We start from the raw sequence: 16,316 nt of genomic DNA, 5'->3' as shown, positions 1-16,316 counted from the left end.
GACCCACGCGCGCGCCCGCGACGACCCTGTCACACCACAGCATTGCCGGATGACGGCCGTCCCCGCAGAACAGGGTCCAGGCGCCAGAGCCCTGGTCAGGGCGCGTTTTCGGCTCTGGGACAGCCTCCAGATGATTGCTTCCAAGGCGTGGGCTTGAACCTCACGTAGCGAGAGGTTCTAGCGTTGCTGTCGTGATCGGGAAAGGCGACGCCAAGCGCCGATGGAGCATCGGCGAGCTGGCCCAGGCAACCGGTGTAACCGTACGCACGCTGCACCACTACGACGAGATAGGCCTGCTGCGGCCAAGCGAGCGCACCGCCGCCGGCCACCGCCGCTATACCGCAGAGGACCTGCGGCGGCTTTATCGCGTGCGTACGCTCCGTGCGCTCGGGATCCCCCTGGAGCAGATCAAGGGTGTGCTGGCAGCCTCGTCGGAGGATCTGGCGGGGATGCACAGCCTGCTGGTGGCCCAACTGGGCCGGCTGACCGTGCAAGCGGACACGATTCAGCAGCTCACCCACCAGGTCCGCGCACTGCTGCAGCGGCTGGAGGCGGGGTCGATGCCCGGTCCTGACGAGTTCATGACGACCTTGGAGATGATCTCTGTGCTGGACGACTACTTCAGCGAAGAGCAGCTTGAGCAGCTGGCCCGCCGGCGCGAGGCCCTGGGCCCGGAGGCGGTGGAGGCGACCAAGACCCGCTGGGCCGGGCTGGTCGAGCAACTGCTGGGCCATGTGCAGGACGGCACCCCGGTCGATCACCCGCAGGTGCAGGACCTCCTGCGCCAGTGGGACACGATCGGCGTGCCCTTCCAGCCCGAAGGCATCACCGATGAGCAGCGCGAGCAGATGCAGAACGCGGTCCGACAGCTGTGGCAGGACCACAGCAGCGACATCGTCCGGAACCTGCCCTGGCCGGCCGAGAAGATGACCGCGCTATACGCCTATCTGGACCGGGCACGGGCCGCCCGGGACAACAGCTGAGAACGGCAGTTCCCGGCCCCGCGGCCCGGCTGAGCCGGGCAATGCCTCATTCGGCTGGGCGCACGCTGTGAGGCACTCGGCCCGTACCCTGCCGATCGCCGGGCAGGCGACCGACTCGACCACCAGCGCCCGGCCAGGCCGGGGTCGGTGGCCAGCAACCGGCCGTCCGCGAACCAGCGCGACATGGAACACCACGCCAAATGCCACACCGAACATTGATCGCAGACCGTAGTGACGACTACGCAGGGCTACTTGGGTCTCGTCGCAGCTTCCCGAGTGGAGTGCCCAAGCGGCCCTGATCGTTCTCGGCGCCAACGGCTGTACCGATGTTCCGAATGCACGATGCGACCGGCCGGTCTGCCCAACACCCGAACGGCACGCCCGCTGCGATCCCTCGCGGTATGGGTCGCACAAGGGACGCTATCGCCGGCATCGGCGATGTCGGTGGGACCTGATGGAATTCGCGGGACCGGGTCTACGCCGGCTGGGATGAGCAGGACGCAGAACCCGCAGCGGCACGATCGTTGCTGATTTCCCTGGAGGCGGACGCCGGCGTTGTTTGCCTCGACCCGGGCGACGTCGACGGGCGCGGCAAATGGGCGGCTTACGACGTGTTCTCCTGGACGGCCATGGGCCCGAGCCGCACGGCTCGTTCTACGAGAAGATGTACGACTTCTATGCCGGATTCCACGCCCTCGACCGCCCTCGATGCGAAACCCGGCGTGAATGGGACGCCAAGGTCGAGGACGCCTGGCTGGCGAGCCTGCGCGGCGAGGTGGACCGCCCGCCGGCCGTATTCACAGATGCGGCGCGTTTCGGTCGCGACCGCGTCTCGTTCCTGAACTTCCAGATGCGGACCTTGTCGAGGGAGGAGCACGAGGACCCGTTCTACCGGCTGCTCACCCACGGCGAGACCCGGTCGTGGACCCTCGACGAGGACCTGTTCGCCGCGCACGAACAGGTTCGCCGCTTCGGCTCTGCTGCGGCAACCCGGTGTTCGACGTGGCCGTGCATGCCGCTCTCGACGCCGTCCAGGACGCCTGGCCACGCCCTTGTTCACTGGCGGCCGCTGCATGAGGACCATCTCGCACCGATCGCTCTGCTCGCCGACCCCCGGGCCGCCCGCCTGATAACGCCGGAGCGCGGACGCGAACCCCTGGCCACGAAACGGGGCTGAACGCAGGTCAGTTCGCCGTCGTGAGGTTGCATCCAAGCGTGGGTCAGCCGTTGGTGACCCAGTCCACGTGTTCGATCCAGTGGTCGAGCAGCGCCCGATCCCCCCGCAATTCCAGCGTGGAAGCCGCATCCAGTGGGCGACGCCTGCTGATCACGAGCAGGAGATCGACGGCTGGGCCGCGTACCACGACGTTCGCCTTGGCGTGCGTGCGCTCCAGCACGACCATGTCCGGTTCCCGGCGTGCCACCCACTCCCCAGGCGCGTCGGTTGCGTGGAAATGCAGAGTCTGACCGCCCCCGCGCATCGCATCGGCGAAGCCCGGCCTGTTCTCCCAATAGCCGCGGGAAGCCATCGTGTCCAGCCAGTCCTCGAGGGCCGCAACGGCAAGCTCCGGCGCCAACTCGTACCGCATGCCGAGCGCTGCAGCCGCGTCCGCGCGATGCACGCAAGCCTCGCCGAACAGCCGACGTGACCAGAACGGCACGCCTGCGGCGCCGCCCGACGGATCCCACACCTGCGTGTCATCGACGGCCGAAGCGAACGCCTGTCTCGCCTCGGCCGCGCCGTCGCTCAGCCAGGCGCGCCACTGGCCCGAATCGGTCGGACCCGGAACGTAGCCGGCGAACGCCCTGCTCGGCTCGGTCATCTGCTCACCCACGAGCATTGCCACCATACGCTGTGTCCCACCGACATGGTCGACAAGATCGGCCAGCGTCCACTTCGGACATGTCGGCACCGGGGCTGCCGCATCCCTGCCGTGCACCCAATCGGCGAACGTGGTCGTCTGTTCGACAACGGCCTTCAAATACGCGGATGTGTCCATCGCTGCACCTCCAAGTGCTTTGTGATCTTTCCGAAGTTCGCGGGCCAGTGTCACTCAATGCCGATCGCCGGTCGATGTCGATGATCAGGGGCTACCCGTGGTATCCGCACCTCGACCAGCTTTTCCAGACTGTCCGGCAACCACAGGAAGGTCCAGGCCAATAGCCGGACATTGGACGGACATCCCGCAGGCTCCGCTGAGCTCTGCCACCGCTCATGGTCACGCCGCTGAGCTGCACGAGCGATGCGCCGCACGCGGAATCGGACACGTCGACGTGTCAGCCCTCGCTCTTGCCCCTCCGATCGGTCACTCACCGCTACAACCGATCTTCACCTTCACCGTCCATGACAGGCTTGAAGGTGTCGTTGCTGGAGCGGGAGGTCACCGACACACCGACACACCGGCGCATCGCCGACGTACGTCTCGCGGCCCTTCGAGGTGATCGACTCCCTCGAGTCCGCAGCCCTGCTGCGGGACCGAGCCGCAACCTGCGCTTTCACCGCCGACCCACGCTGAAGCCGTCGCCATCGCCGGCATCGTAACGCTGCGGCCGCAGCCGGATCACAGGGTTGCTCAGGGCGGTTCTCCGCGCCCCCACTCCTCCCCGTCTCGGCTTCGATTTCAGGTACAGAGCTACCACCGGCCATAGGGCCAGCGCACCCCTGAGATCATCTGCCGGGGCGGAAGGATCGCCGGCTCGGGCGGGCAGAGTTTCCGCAGGTCACACGGACGGACTCATTGATATCAAGATCGCAATCTTTGCGATCACCGTGACCGCTGCCCTCATGCAACCGTCACACGCCACAAGTCTTCACCCTCAGCAACAGCCAATGACAATGAACCGTCCTCCGCCTCCGTCCGTGATGGAGGGCAGACAGTGCACGATCCGATCGATGTCGTATGTCCACCGGCAGATGGGAATCGCCAGATGTCTTCCCCCTCCCCCCGCCGCGGCGCGGCCGCCTTCGCAGTGGGCGCCTCGCTGCTCGCCTCACTGTTAGCCGGCCCGGCCGCGGCCGCGACCGACACCACCCCGCCGAGCGCCCCGACCCTGTTGACGGCGTTCGAGCAGCCGTTCCTCGAGTTGATGTTCAGCTACTCGCTGTCCACGGACGCCGTGACCCCCCAAGCTGACATCACGTACGAGCTCTACCTGGACGGCGTGTTCGAGAGCGACATCGTCGCACGCCCGCGTCCGCACTTCCCGAACATTTCCGTGGCCTTCGCGTACGCCGACAAACCAGGACCGGTTACCCTCACCCTGCTGGCAGTGGATGCGGCGGGTAACAAGTCTGCCCTGAGTAACGCGATCACGGTCAACGCCGTCGAATGACCTCTCGGGGCGCCGGTCTCGGGGAGACCGTGCACCCACGCGGTGACCGAAGGGAGACCCAGCGCGCCTGCCCCCTTGTCGGGCCGACGAGCTCGGCCAGGCGCGCTGGGCCCACCGTCTATGTGGCCTCGCTGCGATGCCGTGGGCGAACCCGCCGGGCGTACGCCACCCGGCCTGCGCCCCGAAGCGGCCCAACCCATCCCTGGCCGGCAACTCGCGCAGCACGAACACCGCCTCCACCGCCTGGACCTGCGCGGTGAGAACAGCGGTGGCACGCTCCGTAGCCGAGGCTGGCGCCGTCCATGCTGCCGACCGGGCCGGCCGCGTCACCGCCGCGTAGCTCCCGGCGTTCGTTGTCCTGGGCGCGCTTCTTGAGAACATCGCCGGTCGTCAGCGGGGTGGGCCGGGTTGTCACTCTGGCGAATTGTTGATCCGCTGGGCGTTCTTTCTCAAGAAGCCGGGGCTCGTCTCTGGCCGCTCCGCCGCCGGGTCAAGGCAGCCGCGGCGGTGAAGGCAAGGGCCGCGCACCCGAACTGGGCAAGGCCGTAGAGGTGGACACTGACGGCAGACCCCCAAGGTCGCCCAGGGCCGCCGCGGGCAGGAACGGCCACTGCGCCACGGCGACGGCCGGCCCGTCGCGCCAGGCGCCCGCCGAGACCGCGCCGAAGGTCCGCCGGGTGTGCACCCGCGCCGCGCCCCGCAGCAGGTCGACCACGTCAGCCAGGTCTGGGCGGGTCTGTCCGGGCCGTGCCCCCGCCTGGGGCTCGCGGAAGTTGCGCCGGTGAGAGTCCGCATGGTCCCCTGCCGTGGTGCCCCGAGCGGGTCGGGCCGCGGTAGGCGCGCACCCACCGACGATCAGGCGAAGGCTCTCCGACAGCCCCACGACAGCGGCTGTTGCGATGCTCATTGGGTCGGCAGTCGGCCGAAGCGCCACGCAGAAACAGGGGGATTCGGTGAAAGAACTCACGAAGGTCCACAATCGCTGGGCTGCAGTCGGCGCCTTGGCGGCCAGTGCGCTGGCGGTGGCGCTGTTCAGCCCGGCACCGGCTCGGGCGGCAGCGGCCCAGCAAGGACTTGCGGGCCAGTCGGTCTCGGCATCGACGAAGATCGCGGCCCTTCCGTGCACGATGCTGAGGATCGGTGGTTCCGCCGCGACGGTTCGTCTGTGGTGGTGTGACGGAACGCAGGGGACCGGGCGGGGCTATCACGGCCAGGCTTACCTCGCCGGGGGCGGCGCGGTCTGGCTGGTCAGCGGTGCCGGTACGCCGACGGCCTTCAGGACGAGCAGCGTGAGCGGGTGGTTCGACACTCCAGACGTCGGTGACTACGGCGCCCCGTGGAAGGCCTGCAAGCACAATGGCCCTATCACGAGCCCGACCGAATGCACCGGCTACGCCACCAAGTAGGGCTCCCGGCACGTGACCGCCTCGTACGCCCCCTCCCCGCGCGTCTGGGGGAGGAGGCGGCGGCTGGCCTGGATCAGGCCGGACTCGTAGGCGTACACCACCGCTTGCACCGGATCGTGGCACAAGGGTGGGCCCGCAACATCGGCGAGGGTGCGAGAGAAGACACCCCCTCAGCGCGTGGAGAAGGAGGCCACCTTCGCCGTCTGGGGCGCCCCATCCCATGGACAGCCCACAGCGGATCGAATGCGCGGCTGGTTCGGCCCGCGCGGCCTGGCACCGCGAGCAAAGCCCGAGGGATCGCGCAACGAGGCGGTACTCGGGTGCCGGACGTTCGTCCAGCGGTGCGACGGGCCAGTGCCGGCCCGCGTTGGGGCCACTCCTGCGTGGCCCGGCCGTTGAGCCTGCGGGTGACCATCAGCCGGATCGTGCCCTGCTGTGGCTCGTCGGCCTGCCAGACGAGCCAGTCCTCGCCGACCGGGGTGTTCCGCTTGCTGGGGTACATGACGCAGGGAATGCTGCGCGTGGCTTCGGGACCTCATCGGTCGCCCTCGGGACGGGGCTCCGTGATGAGATAGGTGACCTTGAGGCCGCGCTTCCCGATCTCCGGCCGGACCTGAGCGACGGTCTTTCCGAGCACCAGGTACCCCTCAAGGGACGTGGCCGGCCACGGAGACACGGCCGGTACGTTGTGGCGCGTGTCGTCGGGGACCGGCACGCACGTCGCCACGGGGTCGCGCATGAAGATGGTGCTGGTGGCGGGCCATCCGAAGACGGGATCGACCTGCAGGGTCCGGGCGAAGGTCTGGCCCGGCTTGAACGGGTTGGTGCCGATCTGCACCCGCCGGCCGTGGTCCTCGGTGTTGCCGGGGATCTTCGTCGGCGGGTTGTACAGGCCTCGCGGAATGTCCATCATGGCGGTCCCGCGTGCGGAGGAGATGGCGGAGATCGCTCATGTCGACCCTTTCCTGACGTAGTTGTCGAGACATGGACGAGCTCAACCTCACCCCGCCCGCCCAAGCCCCGACTGCCCGGCTTGACCTGAAATCCCGCGTTCTGTTCGCTCCCGCCTGACGGGCGCCCGGCCAGAGTGCTATACATGGAGCTGCCACAAAGATCACGGCTGTTGAGGCGGGTACATGGCTTCCGAAGGCGAGGATCTCCGTGGTTTTGGGGAGGCGGCACGCGGGCTGGTAAGCGCCACGGTCGGCGCCGACGGCCTGCTCGAGCGCGTGCGCATCGCCCCGCGGGCGCTCCGGCTCGATTCCCAGGAACTGGAGGAGCAGGTGCTGGCCGCCGTGCGGGCCGCGCAGCAGGACCAGCTCTCGCGAGGCGGGAAGCCCGCCGACGACCTGCCACCCGCCCTCGCGCCGGAGACCATGGCGAAGCGCCTTGACGAGTTCGAGACCGAGGCACTGGGCCGTTTCTCCCAGATGAACGCCTCACTCGACGAGCTGCTGCGGCGACTGGAGGGACTGTGAGCGAGATCCCGGACGTAGTGCACAACAACGACGGGCGGGCCAGGTCCGGGCACGCGGTGCAGGCGCTGGCCGACGAGCACGAGGAGTTCAACCGGTCGCTGGGCACCGCCGTGGCCGCCGCCGGGCTACTGCCGTACGTCGGGGTCGCGCTGGAGGCGCTGCTGCGGAACATGCTGGAGGAATCCGAGGACCTGCACGGTCGCACCCGCCTGGCGGCCGACGGGCAGATCGTGATGGCCGGGAGCAACGCCGCCACCGAGTTGGCCAGCATCCAGCGTGCCGAGGCCGTGCGCCGGATGCTGGCATGAGCGACGACCCGCTGGTCGCGATGGGCGCGCCGCTGCTGCCGGTCGAGCGGCCGCGCGACGTGCCGACCGGCGACCATCTCCCGCTGCTGGCACAGGGCGCGGGCTTCCACCGCGACCGGGGGGCCGAGATCGCGATCGCCCGGCGGCCCGCCCACGACGAGGCCGGCCCGGCGGCGCAGGCGTTCGACGCGCACACGGCGGACACCGCCACGCGGGCCGCCGACCTCGGCCGGCGGATGGATATCGCGTACGGCGGAGTCGAGGCGGCGGCGCTGGTCGCGGCGGCGGGCGGGGCGGCCTACCTGTTCTACGCCGCTTACGCCGGCATCGCCCGCCAGGTGGCCCCCCAGTCGGTGCCCGCCGTGCAGGCCGCCGCTCTGCGCACCGACGGCCAGATGCAGCTGGCCATGCGCAAGATCGCCGAGGCGTTCGACCGGCTGAAGAAGCATCGGTCGGGCGGGGCGGCCCGCCTCGGCGGCGGGGCGACCCCCGAGAACATTGTCCGGCTGCACCTCGACGCGGTGCGCGGCACTCTGGAGGCCGCGCAGCGCGTTGCCAAGGAGGCGCGCGGGACGCTGGAGGTGAGCCATGTCCGCATCAGGGACACGATCGTCGCCACGCGGTCCCGCTACCCGCACAACGTGGGCGACTACACCGTCCGCTACACCGGCGACTGGAACCGGCATCCCTTTCTGTCGCCCGCCGACCGGGAGGCCATGGTGGCCGCCCGCAACGGCCTGCGGGAGCAAGCCGAGCTGGTCGGCCACGCGGGAGAGCGGCTCGGGGTGGCCCGCGGCCAGATCGACGACACTCTCGCCGTGACGCGCGGCGAGGAGGCCGCGCGCTTCCGCCAGCTCCGGTTCGAGGCCGAGGGCCTGGCCGGCGAACGCGAGCGGTTGAACGAGCGCCTGCGGGTGCTCGCCCAGCGCTACGACGGCCGGGAAGGCTCTCCCGGCTAGGTGGATCGCCAGGAGGGTCACTAGGTGTTGCGGACCGTGGCCTCGGCCATGGCGAACGGCGGCAACGTCGCGGACGGCGGGGTGAGACGGGAGCTCCCGCCTCCTAGGAGATCTACATTGTAAAGGGCGTGGATTGAGGCGAAATCTCAGCTCAAATCAGCAAGTCATACACTGCCGCGGCCATGCAGGGCGTGCTGGCCGAAATGCGCGCCTACGTCCCCCGGACCTATGAGGAAACACTCTCGATCGTACTCACCGTATGGCTGCGGCTTTCCGTAGACGCTGCCAACCACAGCCAGGGCCGCCACCACGTGGGTATCTGGCTGCTCAGGCGGTCGAGCCTTCGGCTTGGGATCGTGCTCGCGTACGTACGCGGCCATCACCTGGGCGATCGTTTCACGATCACGCCGCGAATCCTGCGCCAGGCGTCGCAACGCGTAGATCGCGCCCAGGCGGACATCGATCTTCTTGGAGCCGGGCTGCTCGACCGCCTTGGTGTACCGGTCGCTGACCTTGACCCTTGGACGATTTCTTCCATCGTGAGCGAGCGCAGTCGCTCATCGCAGCCCCGCTGTGCTCGTCGAGCTCGTTTACGTAGTGGCTGGCCTGCTCGCACGGGCCGCAGCAGAACCTCGTCCCTTCCAGCACCGCCCGGCCTCAGTCCGCTCCTCGGCGGCCGGGCCATGCGCGGGATCGGTACGATGGCGGTCAGCTTGGGCAACCCGGTCTCCTCCTCCGGCGATGCGGGCGGGGGCTCAAGGAGGCGGGCGAAACGTCTGCAGCCGCGGCCGACTGGCCCGCCCTGACGATCCTCGACACCCCGCTGCCCGGCATCAGGCTCACGGCGGACTTCGGGCCGGGCCAGATCCGCGCGTTCCGGATCCCGCTCGACGATCCGCTCTCCGCGGTGGAGTCGGGCCTGGTCGAGCGGGCGCGGGCGAACTTGAGTAGGGGCATACTCAGGCGATCGGGGCGCGAGGGCGCGATGGTGGAGGCATGCTCGCCTTACGCGCCCGCCGTCTCTTCGACGGCCAGGAAATGCGCCACGACCAGGTGGTGATCGTCGAGGACGGCCGCATCACCGGCATCACCACCGATGCGCCGGCGGCGGTCGACCTGGGCGATGCCACGCTGCTGCCGGGACTCATCGACTGCCACGTCCACCTGGCCTTCGACGCCGGCCGCGACGTCGTGGCGATGCTGGAACCGCCGGGGCTCGCCGACCGGATGCGGCAGGCGGCGCGGCAGCACCTCGCGGCCGGGGTGACGACCGTGCGCGACCTGGGGGACCGGGACTATCTGGCGCTCGGGCTCGGGCTCGGGCTCGACGGGCCGGAGATCCTCTCCGCCGGGCCGCCGATCACCACTCCCAGGGGACACTGCTGGTTCCTGGGTGGTGAAGCGGCGGGCGAGCAGGGGGTGCGCCAGGCCGTACGGGAACGGGCGGCGCGCGGCGTCCACGTGATCAAGATGATGGTGACGGGCGGCGAGATGACGCCCGGCACGCACTCCCACCTCCTCCAGTACGGCCTCGCCGAGTTGAAGGCGGCGGCCGACGAGGCGCATGCGCACGGCCTGCCGATCACCGGGCATGTCCACTGCGCGGAGGGGATCGCGCACGTCTTGGACGCCGGGTTCGACTCGATCGAGCACTGCTCGTTCTTCACCGAGGACTCCTACGCGGTGGACCACGCCTTGATCGCCCGGTTGGCCGCCGCCGACGTCGTGGTGTCCCTCACGGTGGGAGTGGCGCCCGGCCCGGCGCCGCTGCCCCCACGCATCCAGCAGCGGATGGCGGGCATGAGGGAGGCGCTGCGGGCCATTCAGGCCGCCGGGGTGGACTTCGTCATCGGGACGGACGCGGGCATCGGGCCGCCCAAGCCCCACGGAGTGCTGCCGTACGGGGCGGAGATGCTGGTCGAGCACGGGTACGCGCCCTTGGACGTGCTGCGGGCGATCACATCGGCCGCGGCCCGAGTCTGCCGGGTGGGGGAGCGCAAGGGCAGGGTCGCGCCCGGGTTCGACGCCGACCTGCTGGTCGTGGCGGGTGACCCGCTCTTCAACATCACCGCGCTGCGGCGACCGCTGGCCGTCTACCGGATGGGGCGCCGCGTCCTGGACTGATGACACGCCGCGAATGGGTGAGCGGAGGGCTCAAGGACACGCCGCTCATCGGATCCCACAAGCGCGCGGTGCAGTCCTCACCACTGGAGGCGAGCATCGACTGGCCGTCGGCAATGGTGCCGAACGCCACGGCACTGATCCAGGAACTGTGGCAGCGGCGACCGGTGTCATGGCAATCGGGTCCCGCAACCGGACCCTTCCATCCTCGCCTCCGGACGCCGGCGGCAGGCGGCCTTGCGTGGTGATCCCGAAGGCCATTGAGATCACCGATTGGACCGAGCGGTCTGCAGAGGGCCGGGGAGCCGGTGGCCCGTCTGGCGATGGCCTCGGCTACAGCCGCGACCGCTTGGAGCGTTCCCGCCGGTAGGGAGTGGCCGCCTCCGGCTCGCGGGAGGCGATAAAAAGGTCCTTGACGTGGTGGCCGAGGGCTTGCGGGTCGAGGTACGGAGCGGTGCCCAGATCGATGATCAGCTCGCCTGCACCGATCCGGGCAGCCGGATACCGGGTGCCGATGACCACCTTGAGGTCGCGTCGGTTCGCCATCGGGCGGGATGTGGCCGAGCCGTCGTAGCGCCAGCACCGCCGCGCCGGCGGCGATGACCGCGGCGATGACGGCCGCCGTGTTCAGCCCGCTGGCGAAGGCCGCCCGGGCGGGTGCGAGCGCGGCCGAGCCGAGCTCACCGGGCAGGGTCTGCGCCGCGGCGACCGCGCCGTCGAGGCTGTCACGGCTCGCGGCGGCAGCCTCGGGTGGCAGGCCTGCGGGCAGCCCGGCGGCGACCTGGCCGCGGTAGACGGCGGCGGCGATGCTGCCGATGATCGCGATGCCGAGGGAGATGCCCAGGTTGCTGCAGGTGGTGGTCGGCCCGGAGGCGGCACCGGCCTTCTGGGGCGGCACGGAGCCGACGATCAGGTTGGTGGTCAACGCCGTGGACGGGGCGACGGCCGGGTAGAGGATGATGAAGCCCGCGACCAGAGGGGGAGCCCACCGGTGGCGCCGACCTGGGTGAGCATCAGGTAGCCGATCACCTGGACGGCGAGTTCGGCCGCGATGAGGCGTCCCGGGCGCACCCGCCGGGCCAGGATGGGCGAGGCCGTGGAGACGAGGACGAGCAGCGCCGCCGCGGGCAGCACCCACAGCCTCGCCCGCAGCGGCGACAGGCCCTCCACCAGTTGCAGGTACTGGGTGATGAGCAGGTAGACGCCGCCGAGCGCGGTCGCCGCGAGCAGGAACACGCCCAGGGCGCCGCTGACCACGCGGTGGGCGAACAGTCGCACGTCCAGCAGTGGCTCGGGCAGGCGCAGCCGGCCGTCACTTGCCACCGGCAGAACCAGTGCTCACCAGACCGGGCCACCCGCTGCAGCTCGTCGGTGGCTCTGCCTGGTCTCGTACGGACCCCACGCGGTCTGTTCGGCCCGGTTCGGTCAACGGGCCGTTTCGAGGAGGCGTCGCAGGGCGGCGTGGCCAGGTGGGCCCCAGGTGGGCTTGCCGCCGGGGCGGCCGTGGATGCCCGCGTCACCGATGAGGATGCCGCTGAGGGCCAGCAGCACCGCCCAGCCGCGGGCGGGACGCAGGGTCGCGGCGTCCGGGGCCGGCTCGTAGGCGTCATGGAAGCGGTCGGCGGCGCCGTCCGGCAGCAGTACCCAAGCGGCGGCGAGGTCGCAGGCCGGATCGCCCGAGCAGAGGTCGCCGAAGTCGATCACGCCGCAGAAGGTGCCGTCCGCGGTGACGACGTTGGCGGGATGCAGATCGCCGTGGAGCCACAGGGCCGGGCCCGCCCAGTCGGGCGCGGCGAGGGCGTCTTCCCAGACCGAGCGGACGGCGTCCGGGTCGGAGATCAGCCCCAGCCCGGTGGCGGAGGCGAGCAGCTTGCCGAAGTGCTCGGCGCGTCCGGCCAGCGGCCTGCCGCGGCCATGGCCGCCGGCGGGCGCCGTGTCGGGGGCGGGCCGGTGAAGAGCCGTCAGGAATCCGGCCAGGGCGTCGGCCGCCTCCGCGGCGCGCGTGGCGGGGGCGTGGTCGGCGGGCGTGCCCGGCACCCAGGTGGTGACGATCCACGGCCGCGGGAACCGCCCGGAAGGCTCGCCGAGGCGCTGCGGGACCGGGACCCGCAGCGGAAGGTACGGGGCCAGCGCGGGCAGCCAGGCGTACTCCTTGCGCAGCAGCCCGTCCGCGATCTGCGTCGCCCAGGGCAGCCGGACGGCGAGGTCGTCGCCGAGCCGCCACAGCTGGTTGTCCCAGCCCCGCGCGCCGAGCCGCAGAGGATGATCGGCCAGGTCGGGGTGCTGGTCGCGCAGGAGTTCCCGGACCAGCTCGGCGGTGATCTCGATCTCGGTGTGGGTCATGCCGATCAACGGTAGCTGGGCGGCCCTTCCCTGGTTCGGGGTTCTCGCCGTCGTTCCTTGTCGGTGGCGTTCTGGTAGCGCAGGGTGATCACGTCGCGTCATGCTCCGTCTTGGTGCAGCTCGGCGACGAGGATGTGCAGCAGGCCAGGGAAGTGCCGCTCGATGTCCGTCCTGCGCAGCCGCAGCGCGCTCCCGTTGCCGTGATCGCGCTGCGTGACCAGGCCCGCCTCCCGCAGGACCCGGAAGTGATGGGTACGGGTGGCCTTCGTCACCGGCAGGTCGAACGACCCGCAGGCGCGCTCCCGGTCCCCGGGGTCGGCCGCGAGCTCGGCCACCATCCGCCGCCGGGAGTCGTCGGCGAGCGCGGCGAACACCTTGCCGATCTCCATGTCCTCCCCTTCAGGTACGGCTTGCATCGTACCTCGACGCACGGCTAGCCTCCACAGGTATGAACATCGTCATACCTGAAGGAAACGGCCCCATCGGGATCTACGGATTCGCCCGCCCGCGTCCCGAGCGTGCCGAGGACCTGGAACGGCTGCTGCTGTCGTTCGTCGAGCCGACCCGCGCCGAGCCGGGCGCCTGGCAGTACCAGGTCCACCGCGACGCGTCCGACCCCACCACGCTGGTCTTCTACGAGCTGTGGCGCTCCAGGGACGACCTGCGCGACCACCTCGCCCAGCCCGGCCTCGCCGAATTCCAGCAGACTCGCATGGAGTACCTGCGCGAGGACCTGGAGATCCACTGGCTGACGCCGCTCAGCGTGGACGCCGCGGCGAAGCGCGGCTCGTCGGAGCCGTGGCCGCGTTGACCGACGAGCAGGTACGCGCTCCGTCGGCGCTCCCCGCTTGGACCCGCCGTCAGGTGCTTGTGCACCTCGCCCGCAGCGCCGATGCCTACACCTGGCTGCTGCGCTCTGGCCCGCGGGTACCCCGATCCCGCCCTCTGGCCGCGACCGCCCACTCCCGGCTGGGGCCGCGCACGCCACCCCTGACGGGTACGGTCGGCGACGGCGTGCCGGAAGCGGCGAGGGCAATGCCGTACGGCCTCGTTGACCGGGCTCGAACCGGCGTCCACCCGGTCCCGAGCCGGGCGCTCTACCACTGAGCTACAACGAGGACCGGCCGGCGCCGACCGGGCTCGAACCGGCGTCCACCTGGTTGAAGAGCCAGGCGTTCTACCACTGAACTACGGCGTGGCCGACTCCAGTCTCCTGGGCGCAGCCCGGTGCGCGCCACCCCTTTTATGCGGGATGGTCCTTCACCGGCAGGTCGCTGAGCACGACTCCGGACCGCAGCCCGTGCCGGGCTTCGGCGGCGAGTTCCTGCTTGACGTGCCTGCCGCTGAACACTCCGGCCCGGCGCAGCAGCGCCGCCCATACCGGGTCGCCGATGGTCACGCCGTGGACCAGCTCCGGCGTCGGCCGGAACACCGCCATGGCCCGCGGCGGCGCGGCCGCCGTCCAGCCGGAGGAGGCAGGATCGAGGCCGGCGCGGCGGCAGGCGGACTCGACCTCGGCGCGCGTACAGGTCGCGGCGCCGTCGAGCACCGCCCACGGCGGCGGCAGCGTCGCCCACACCCTCGTGTTGGGATCGACGTCGCCGCCGGAGGCACGGTGCCAGGCGGCCAGGTCGGCGGCCATCAGCCGCATCACCTTGCCGGGACATGCCGCGTCCAGCAGTTCGAGGGCGTTCAGCGCGGTCAGGCAGGACAGCCAGCCCGCGCGGGCGGCGTTGTAGGCGACGGCCAGGTTGTTCCAGGTGGTGGAGTCATGGCCGCGCCGGACGATCATCGTCTCCCGGTCGGTGTCCGGCTGCCAGCGCTCGCGCAGCATGGCCGCACTGTGCCGCAGGACCGACGACCAGCGGCCGAGCAGCAGGCCCCGCTCCTGCTCGCTCAGGTGCTCCAGCACGTCCGAACTGGTGCGCACCTGGGCGATCATCCACCAGTCGGAGCGGCTCGTACACCGGTCCAGCAGCAGCGAGGCGATCTCGTCGAACGGATTGTCCCGCCCGGCCAGGCTGAACTCCCTGCGCAACTTGCGGCGCGCGGTGTAGTACGCCACGAAGCAGGCGGCGTCGACGTCCGCGGCGAACCGCTCCAGCGGCACCTCCGCCGCGAAGCCGGTGACCCCGACCATGAGCAGGTGCCGCTTGTCCTGCTCGACGGCCAGGGTCCCGGCCTTGGCCGCGACTCTGCGCAGCATCCGGAACCGCCGGTTGTACTGCCGCTTGGAGAGGTCCATCCCGGCCTCGTCGCGGGCCTGCCGGTTGAGCCGGTCGGCCAGGAAGTCGCCGCGTTCGGGCGTCCACCGGATCGAGCGCCCCACGCTCGCGGCGAACTCCAGCAGCGACTCCGGATCGTCCGGATCCACCTCCGCCGACCGCCCGAACAGCCGGGTGGCCGCCGCCACCTGCCGTGCCCCGCCCACCGGGCGGGCGTAGTCGCTCGACATGGAGGAGAACCACGCCGCGCCTCGCGAGGAGTGCTTGGCGGCGCGTTCCAGCACCACACGCTCGCGCCGGGTCAGCCGCCCCTCCAACGCCTGCAGCACCAGGTCGGCGACATCTTCCGGGCGGTAGCGGCGGTCCAGCGAGCCGTGCAACTCGATCATGATCTCGCGATGGGATCGCGGCCGCGGGGTGCGGTTCCTCATGGGCTCCATGATTGCCGGATCCGGCGCGACGATCGACTGGTTTATCCCTGGCCGGCCCATCATGGGAGGCGTCTTCGCCGGCGCGCCAGCCGTGGGGAATCGGTCGGACCGTGAGCAGGGTGCCCCGGTCCGGTCCGCGAGACGGGTACTCCTGCTCGACGGCGCGCAGGTACACGGGGAGCTCCTGGCGACCGTTGCTGATGAGCGTGGGTATCGGCCGCAACGCGTCGGCCGGTGCCGCGAGTGATTTGGCGGGGAAGCGCTCGAAGAGCTGACGCAGAACCTCCGCGACTTCGAGGCGGGCCAGGGGAGCGCGGAGGCAGAAGTGCACGCCGTACCCGAACGCCAGGTGGTCCTTCACCTTGCGGGTGACGTCGAAGGTGTCGGCGTCCGGCCCGTGCCAGCCCGGGTGACGGTTGGCGGCCCCGTATGCGGCGGGGATGGGTTCTCCCGCGGCGATGACCTGTCCGTCGGGCAGCTTGATATCGGTCACGGCGAAGCGCAGCGGCAGGTACTTGATGGCGGGCTCGGCGCGGAGGGTCTCCTCCACCACGTCCTCCCAGGCGACCTGGTCGGCGCGGACGAGATCGAGCTGGTCGGAGGACGTGAGCATGGCGAAGATGGCCTGGTCGATGACGTTGACGGTTGTTTCGTATCCGGCGGGACGGTGCGTGGGTCTTGCCATCGACGAGTCCGGTCGGGGTCCACCGTCGTGTGGCTTTGTTCGTG

General features: G+C 70.5%; 19 protein-coding genes, 2 tRNA genes and 2 pseudogenes. 12 read left to right on the top strand and 11 right to left on the bottom strand.

Annotation, left to right across the window (positions count from 1 at the left end; translation table 11 throughout):
- The first annotated feature begins 191 nt into the window (after positions 1-191).
- Positions 192-983 (top strand): MerR family transcriptional regulator, encoded by a 792-nt coding sequence (locus ACIBQ1_RS37650; RefSeq protein ID WP_397284369.1) that lies wholly within the window; start codon positions 192-194, stop codon positions 981-983.
- A gap of 595 nt (positions 984-1,578) precedes the next feature.
- Positions 1,579-2,160 carry a hypothetical protein gene (locus ACIBQ1_RS37645; RefSeq protein ID WP_397284367.1) on the top strand — a complete coding sequence of 194 codons (582 nt, stop codon included), beginning with the start codon at positions 1,579-1,581 and terminating at the stop codon, positions 2,158-2,160.
- 43 nt (positions 2,161-2,203) lie between these two features.
- Here ACIBQ1_RS37645 and ACIBQ1_RS37640 read toward each other — a convergent pair whose 3' ends face one another.
- Positions 2,204-2,983 (bottom strand): maleylpyruvate isomerase family mycothiol-dependent enzyme, encoded by a 780-nt coding sequence (locus ACIBQ1_RS37640; RefSeq protein ID WP_397284365.1) that lies wholly within the window; start codon positions 2,981-2,983, stop codon positions 2,204-2,206.
- Positions 2,984-3,860: 877 nt separating this feature from the next.
- On the opposite strand from ACIBQ1_RS37640, the gene ACIBQ1_RS37635 reads away from it, so the two are divergent.
- Entirely contained in the window at positions 3,861-4,316 is a 456-nt protein-coding gene (locus ACIBQ1_RS37635) for a hypothetical protein (RefSeq protein WP_397284363.1), read from the top strand.
- Positions 4,317-4,806: 490 nt separating this feature from the next.
- On the opposite strand, the gene ACIBQ1_RS37630 is transcribed toward ACIBQ1_RS37635, so the two are convergent.
- A complete protein-coding gene (locus ACIBQ1_RS37630; RefSeq protein ID WP_397284361.1) occupies positions 4,807-5,223 on the bottom strand; it encodes a hypothetical protein in 417 nt (138 codons plus the stop codon).
- A 46-nt stretch (positions 5,224-5,269) separates the two neighbouring features.
- Here ACIBQ1_RS37630 and ACIBQ1_RS37625 point away from each other — a divergent pair, with 46 nt between their 5' ends.
- The gene (locus ACIBQ1_RS37625) at positions 5,270-5,722 is read left to right on the top strand and encodes a hypothetical protein (protein WP_397284360.1); all 453 of its coding nucleotides are present in this window, start codon (positions 5,270-5,272) and stop codon (positions 5,720-5,722) included.
- Between the two features lie 535 nt (positions 5,723-6,257).
- Here ACIBQ1_RS37625 and ACIBQ1_RS37620 read toward each other — a convergent pair.
- The gene (locus ACIBQ1_RS37620) at positions 6,258-6,635 is read right to left on the bottom strand and encodes a hypothetical protein (RefSeq protein WP_397284358.1); all 378 of its coding nucleotides are present in this window, start codon (positions 6,633-6,635) and stop codon (positions 6,258-6,260) included.
- A gap of 223 nt (positions 6,636-6,858) precedes the next feature.
- Between ACIBQ1_RS37620 and ACIBQ1_RS37615 the strand changes: the two genes are divergently transcribed.
- The 5 genes from ACIBQ1_RS37615 (at position 6,859) to ACIBQ1_RS37595 (ending at position 10,591) form a co-directional block, all read left to right on the top strand.
- Positions 6,859-7,200, top strand: a complete 342-nt coding sequence (locus ACIBQ1_RS37615) for a YbaB/EbfC family nucleoid-associated protein (RefSeq protein WP_397284356.1) — start codon at positions 6,859-6,861, stop codon at positions 7,198-7,200.
- The gene (locus tag ACIBQ1_RS37610) at positions 7,197-7,508 is read left to right on the top strand and encodes a hypothetical protein (protein ID WP_397284354.1); all 312 of its coding nucleotides are present in this window, start codon (positions 7,197-7,199) and stop codon (positions 7,506-7,508) included. Before ACIBQ1_RS37615 ends, ACIBQ1_RS37610 begins: the two co-directional genes overlap by 4 nt.
- Positions 7,505-8,467, top strand: coding sequence for a hypothetical protein (locus ACIBQ1_RS37605; protein ID WP_397284352.1), 963 nt, complete (start codon positions 7,505-7,507; stop codon positions 8,465-8,467). Before ACIBQ1_RS37610 ends, ACIBQ1_RS37605 begins: the two co-directional genes overlap by 4 nt.
- 182 nt (positions 8,468-8,649) lie before the next feature.
- Positions 8,650-9,273 carry a hypothetical protein gene (locus tag ACIBQ1_RS37600; RefSeq protein WP_397284350.1) on the top strand — a complete coding sequence of 208 codons (624 nt, stop codon included), beginning with the start codon at positions 8,650-8,652 and terminating at the stop codon, positions 9,271-9,273.
- 190 nt (positions 9,274-9,463) lie between these two features.
- Positions 9,464-10,591, top strand: coding sequence for an amidohydrolase family protein (locus ACIBQ1_RS37595; RefSeq protein WP_397284348.1), 1,128 nt, complete (start codon positions 9,464-9,466; stop codon positions 10,589-10,591).
- Between the two features lie 330 nt (positions 10,592-10,921).
- Here the strand turns inward: ACIBQ1_RS37595 and ACIBQ1_RS37590 are convergent, their stop codons facing one another.
- Complete coding sequence (locus ACIBQ1_RS37590; protein ID WP_397284346.1) at positions 10,922-11,134, bottom strand: hypothetical protein; 213 nt, start codon at positions 11,132-11,134, stop codon at positions 10,922-10,924.
- Between the two features lie 260 nt (positions 11,135-11,394).
- Here ACIBQ1_RS37590 and ACIBQ1_RS37585 point away from each other — a divergent pair, with 260 nt between their 5' ends.
- Positions 11,395-11,541, top strand: a complete 147-nt coding sequence (locus ACIBQ1_RS37585; protein WP_397284344.1) for a hypothetical protein — start codon at positions 11,395-11,397, stop codon at positions 11,539-11,541.
- On the opposite strand, the gene ACIBQ1_RS37580 is transcribed toward ACIBQ1_RS37585, so the two are convergent.
- From ACIBQ1_RS37580 to ACIBQ1_RS37570, 3 genes are all read right to left on the bottom strand, one after another.
- Positions 11,510-11,911: a hypothetical protein gene (locus tag ACIBQ1_RS37580; protein WP_397284342.1), complete on the bottom strand. Its 402-nt coding sequence runs from the start codon at positions 11,909-11,911 to the stop codon at positions 11,510-11,512. The two genes, ACIBQ1_RS37585 and ACIBQ1_RS37580, sit on opposite strands and share 32 nt — an antisense overlap.
- Positions 11,912-12,013: 102 nt before the next feature.
- Positions 12,014-12,931 (bottom strand): aminoglycoside phosphotransferase family protein, encoded by a 918-nt coding sequence (locus tag ACIBQ1_RS37575; protein ID WP_397284340.1) that lies wholly within the window; start codon positions 12,929-12,931, stop codon positions 12,014-12,016.
- Between the two features lie 98 nt (positions 12,932-13,029).
- Positions 13,030-13,320, bottom strand: a complete 291-nt coding sequence (locus tag ACIBQ1_RS37570) for an ArsR/SmtB family transcription factor (RefSeq protein WP_397284338.1) — start codon at positions 13,318-13,320, stop codon at positions 13,030-13,032.
- 59 nt (positions 13,321-13,379) lie between these two features.
- On the opposite strand from ACIBQ1_RS37570, the gene ACIBQ1_RS37565 reads away from it, so the two are divergent.
- Positions 13,380-13,742, top strand: coding sequence for a putative quinol monooxygenase (locus tag ACIBQ1_RS37565; protein WP_397284336.1), 363 nt, complete (start codon positions 13,380-13,382; stop codon positions 13,740-13,742).
- A pseudogene (locus ACIBQ1_RS37560) lies at positions 13,730-13,879 on the top strand (maleylpyruvate isomerase N-terminal domain-containing protein); the annotation flags it as partial. The gene ACIBQ1_RS37565 and the pseudogene ACIBQ1_RS37560, both read left to right, overlap by 13 nt.
- Before the next feature lie 98 nt (positions 13,880-13,977).
- On the opposite strand, the gene ACIBQ1_RS37555 reads toward ACIBQ1_RS37560, so the two are convergent.
- From ACIBQ1_RS37555 to ACIBQ1_RS37540, 4 genes and pseudogenes are all read right to left on the bottom strand, one after another.
- Positions 13,978-14,049: transfer RNA gene (locus tag ACIBQ1_RS37555), tRNA-Pro, on the bottom strand.
- A gap of 7 nt (positions 14,050-14,056) precedes the next feature.
- Positions 14,057-14,132: transfer RNA gene (locus ACIBQ1_RS37550), tRNA-Lys, on the bottom strand.
- A gap of 42 nt (positions 14,133-14,174) precedes the next feature.
- Positions 14,175-15,545: a hypothetical protein gene (locus tag ACIBQ1_RS37545; protein WP_397284335.1), complete on the bottom strand. Its 1,371-nt coding sequence runs from the start codon at positions 15,543-15,545 to the stop codon at positions 14,175-14,177.
- A gap of 301 nt (positions 15,546-15,846) precedes the next feature.
- A pseudogene (locus tag ACIBQ1_RS37540) lies at positions 15,847-16,200 on the bottom strand (cytochrome P450); the annotation flags it as partial.
- Positions 16,201-16,316: the final 116 nt, after the last annotated feature.

Source organism: Nonomuraea sp. NPDC050153 (assembly GCF_044460125.1).
Classification (GTDB): Bacteria; Actinomycetota; Actinomycetes; order Streptosporangiales; family Streptosporangiaceae; genus Nonomuraea.
The sequence above is the reverse complement of the archived record's forward strand: the minus strand, read 5'-3'. Positions and strand labels throughout refer to the sequence as shown.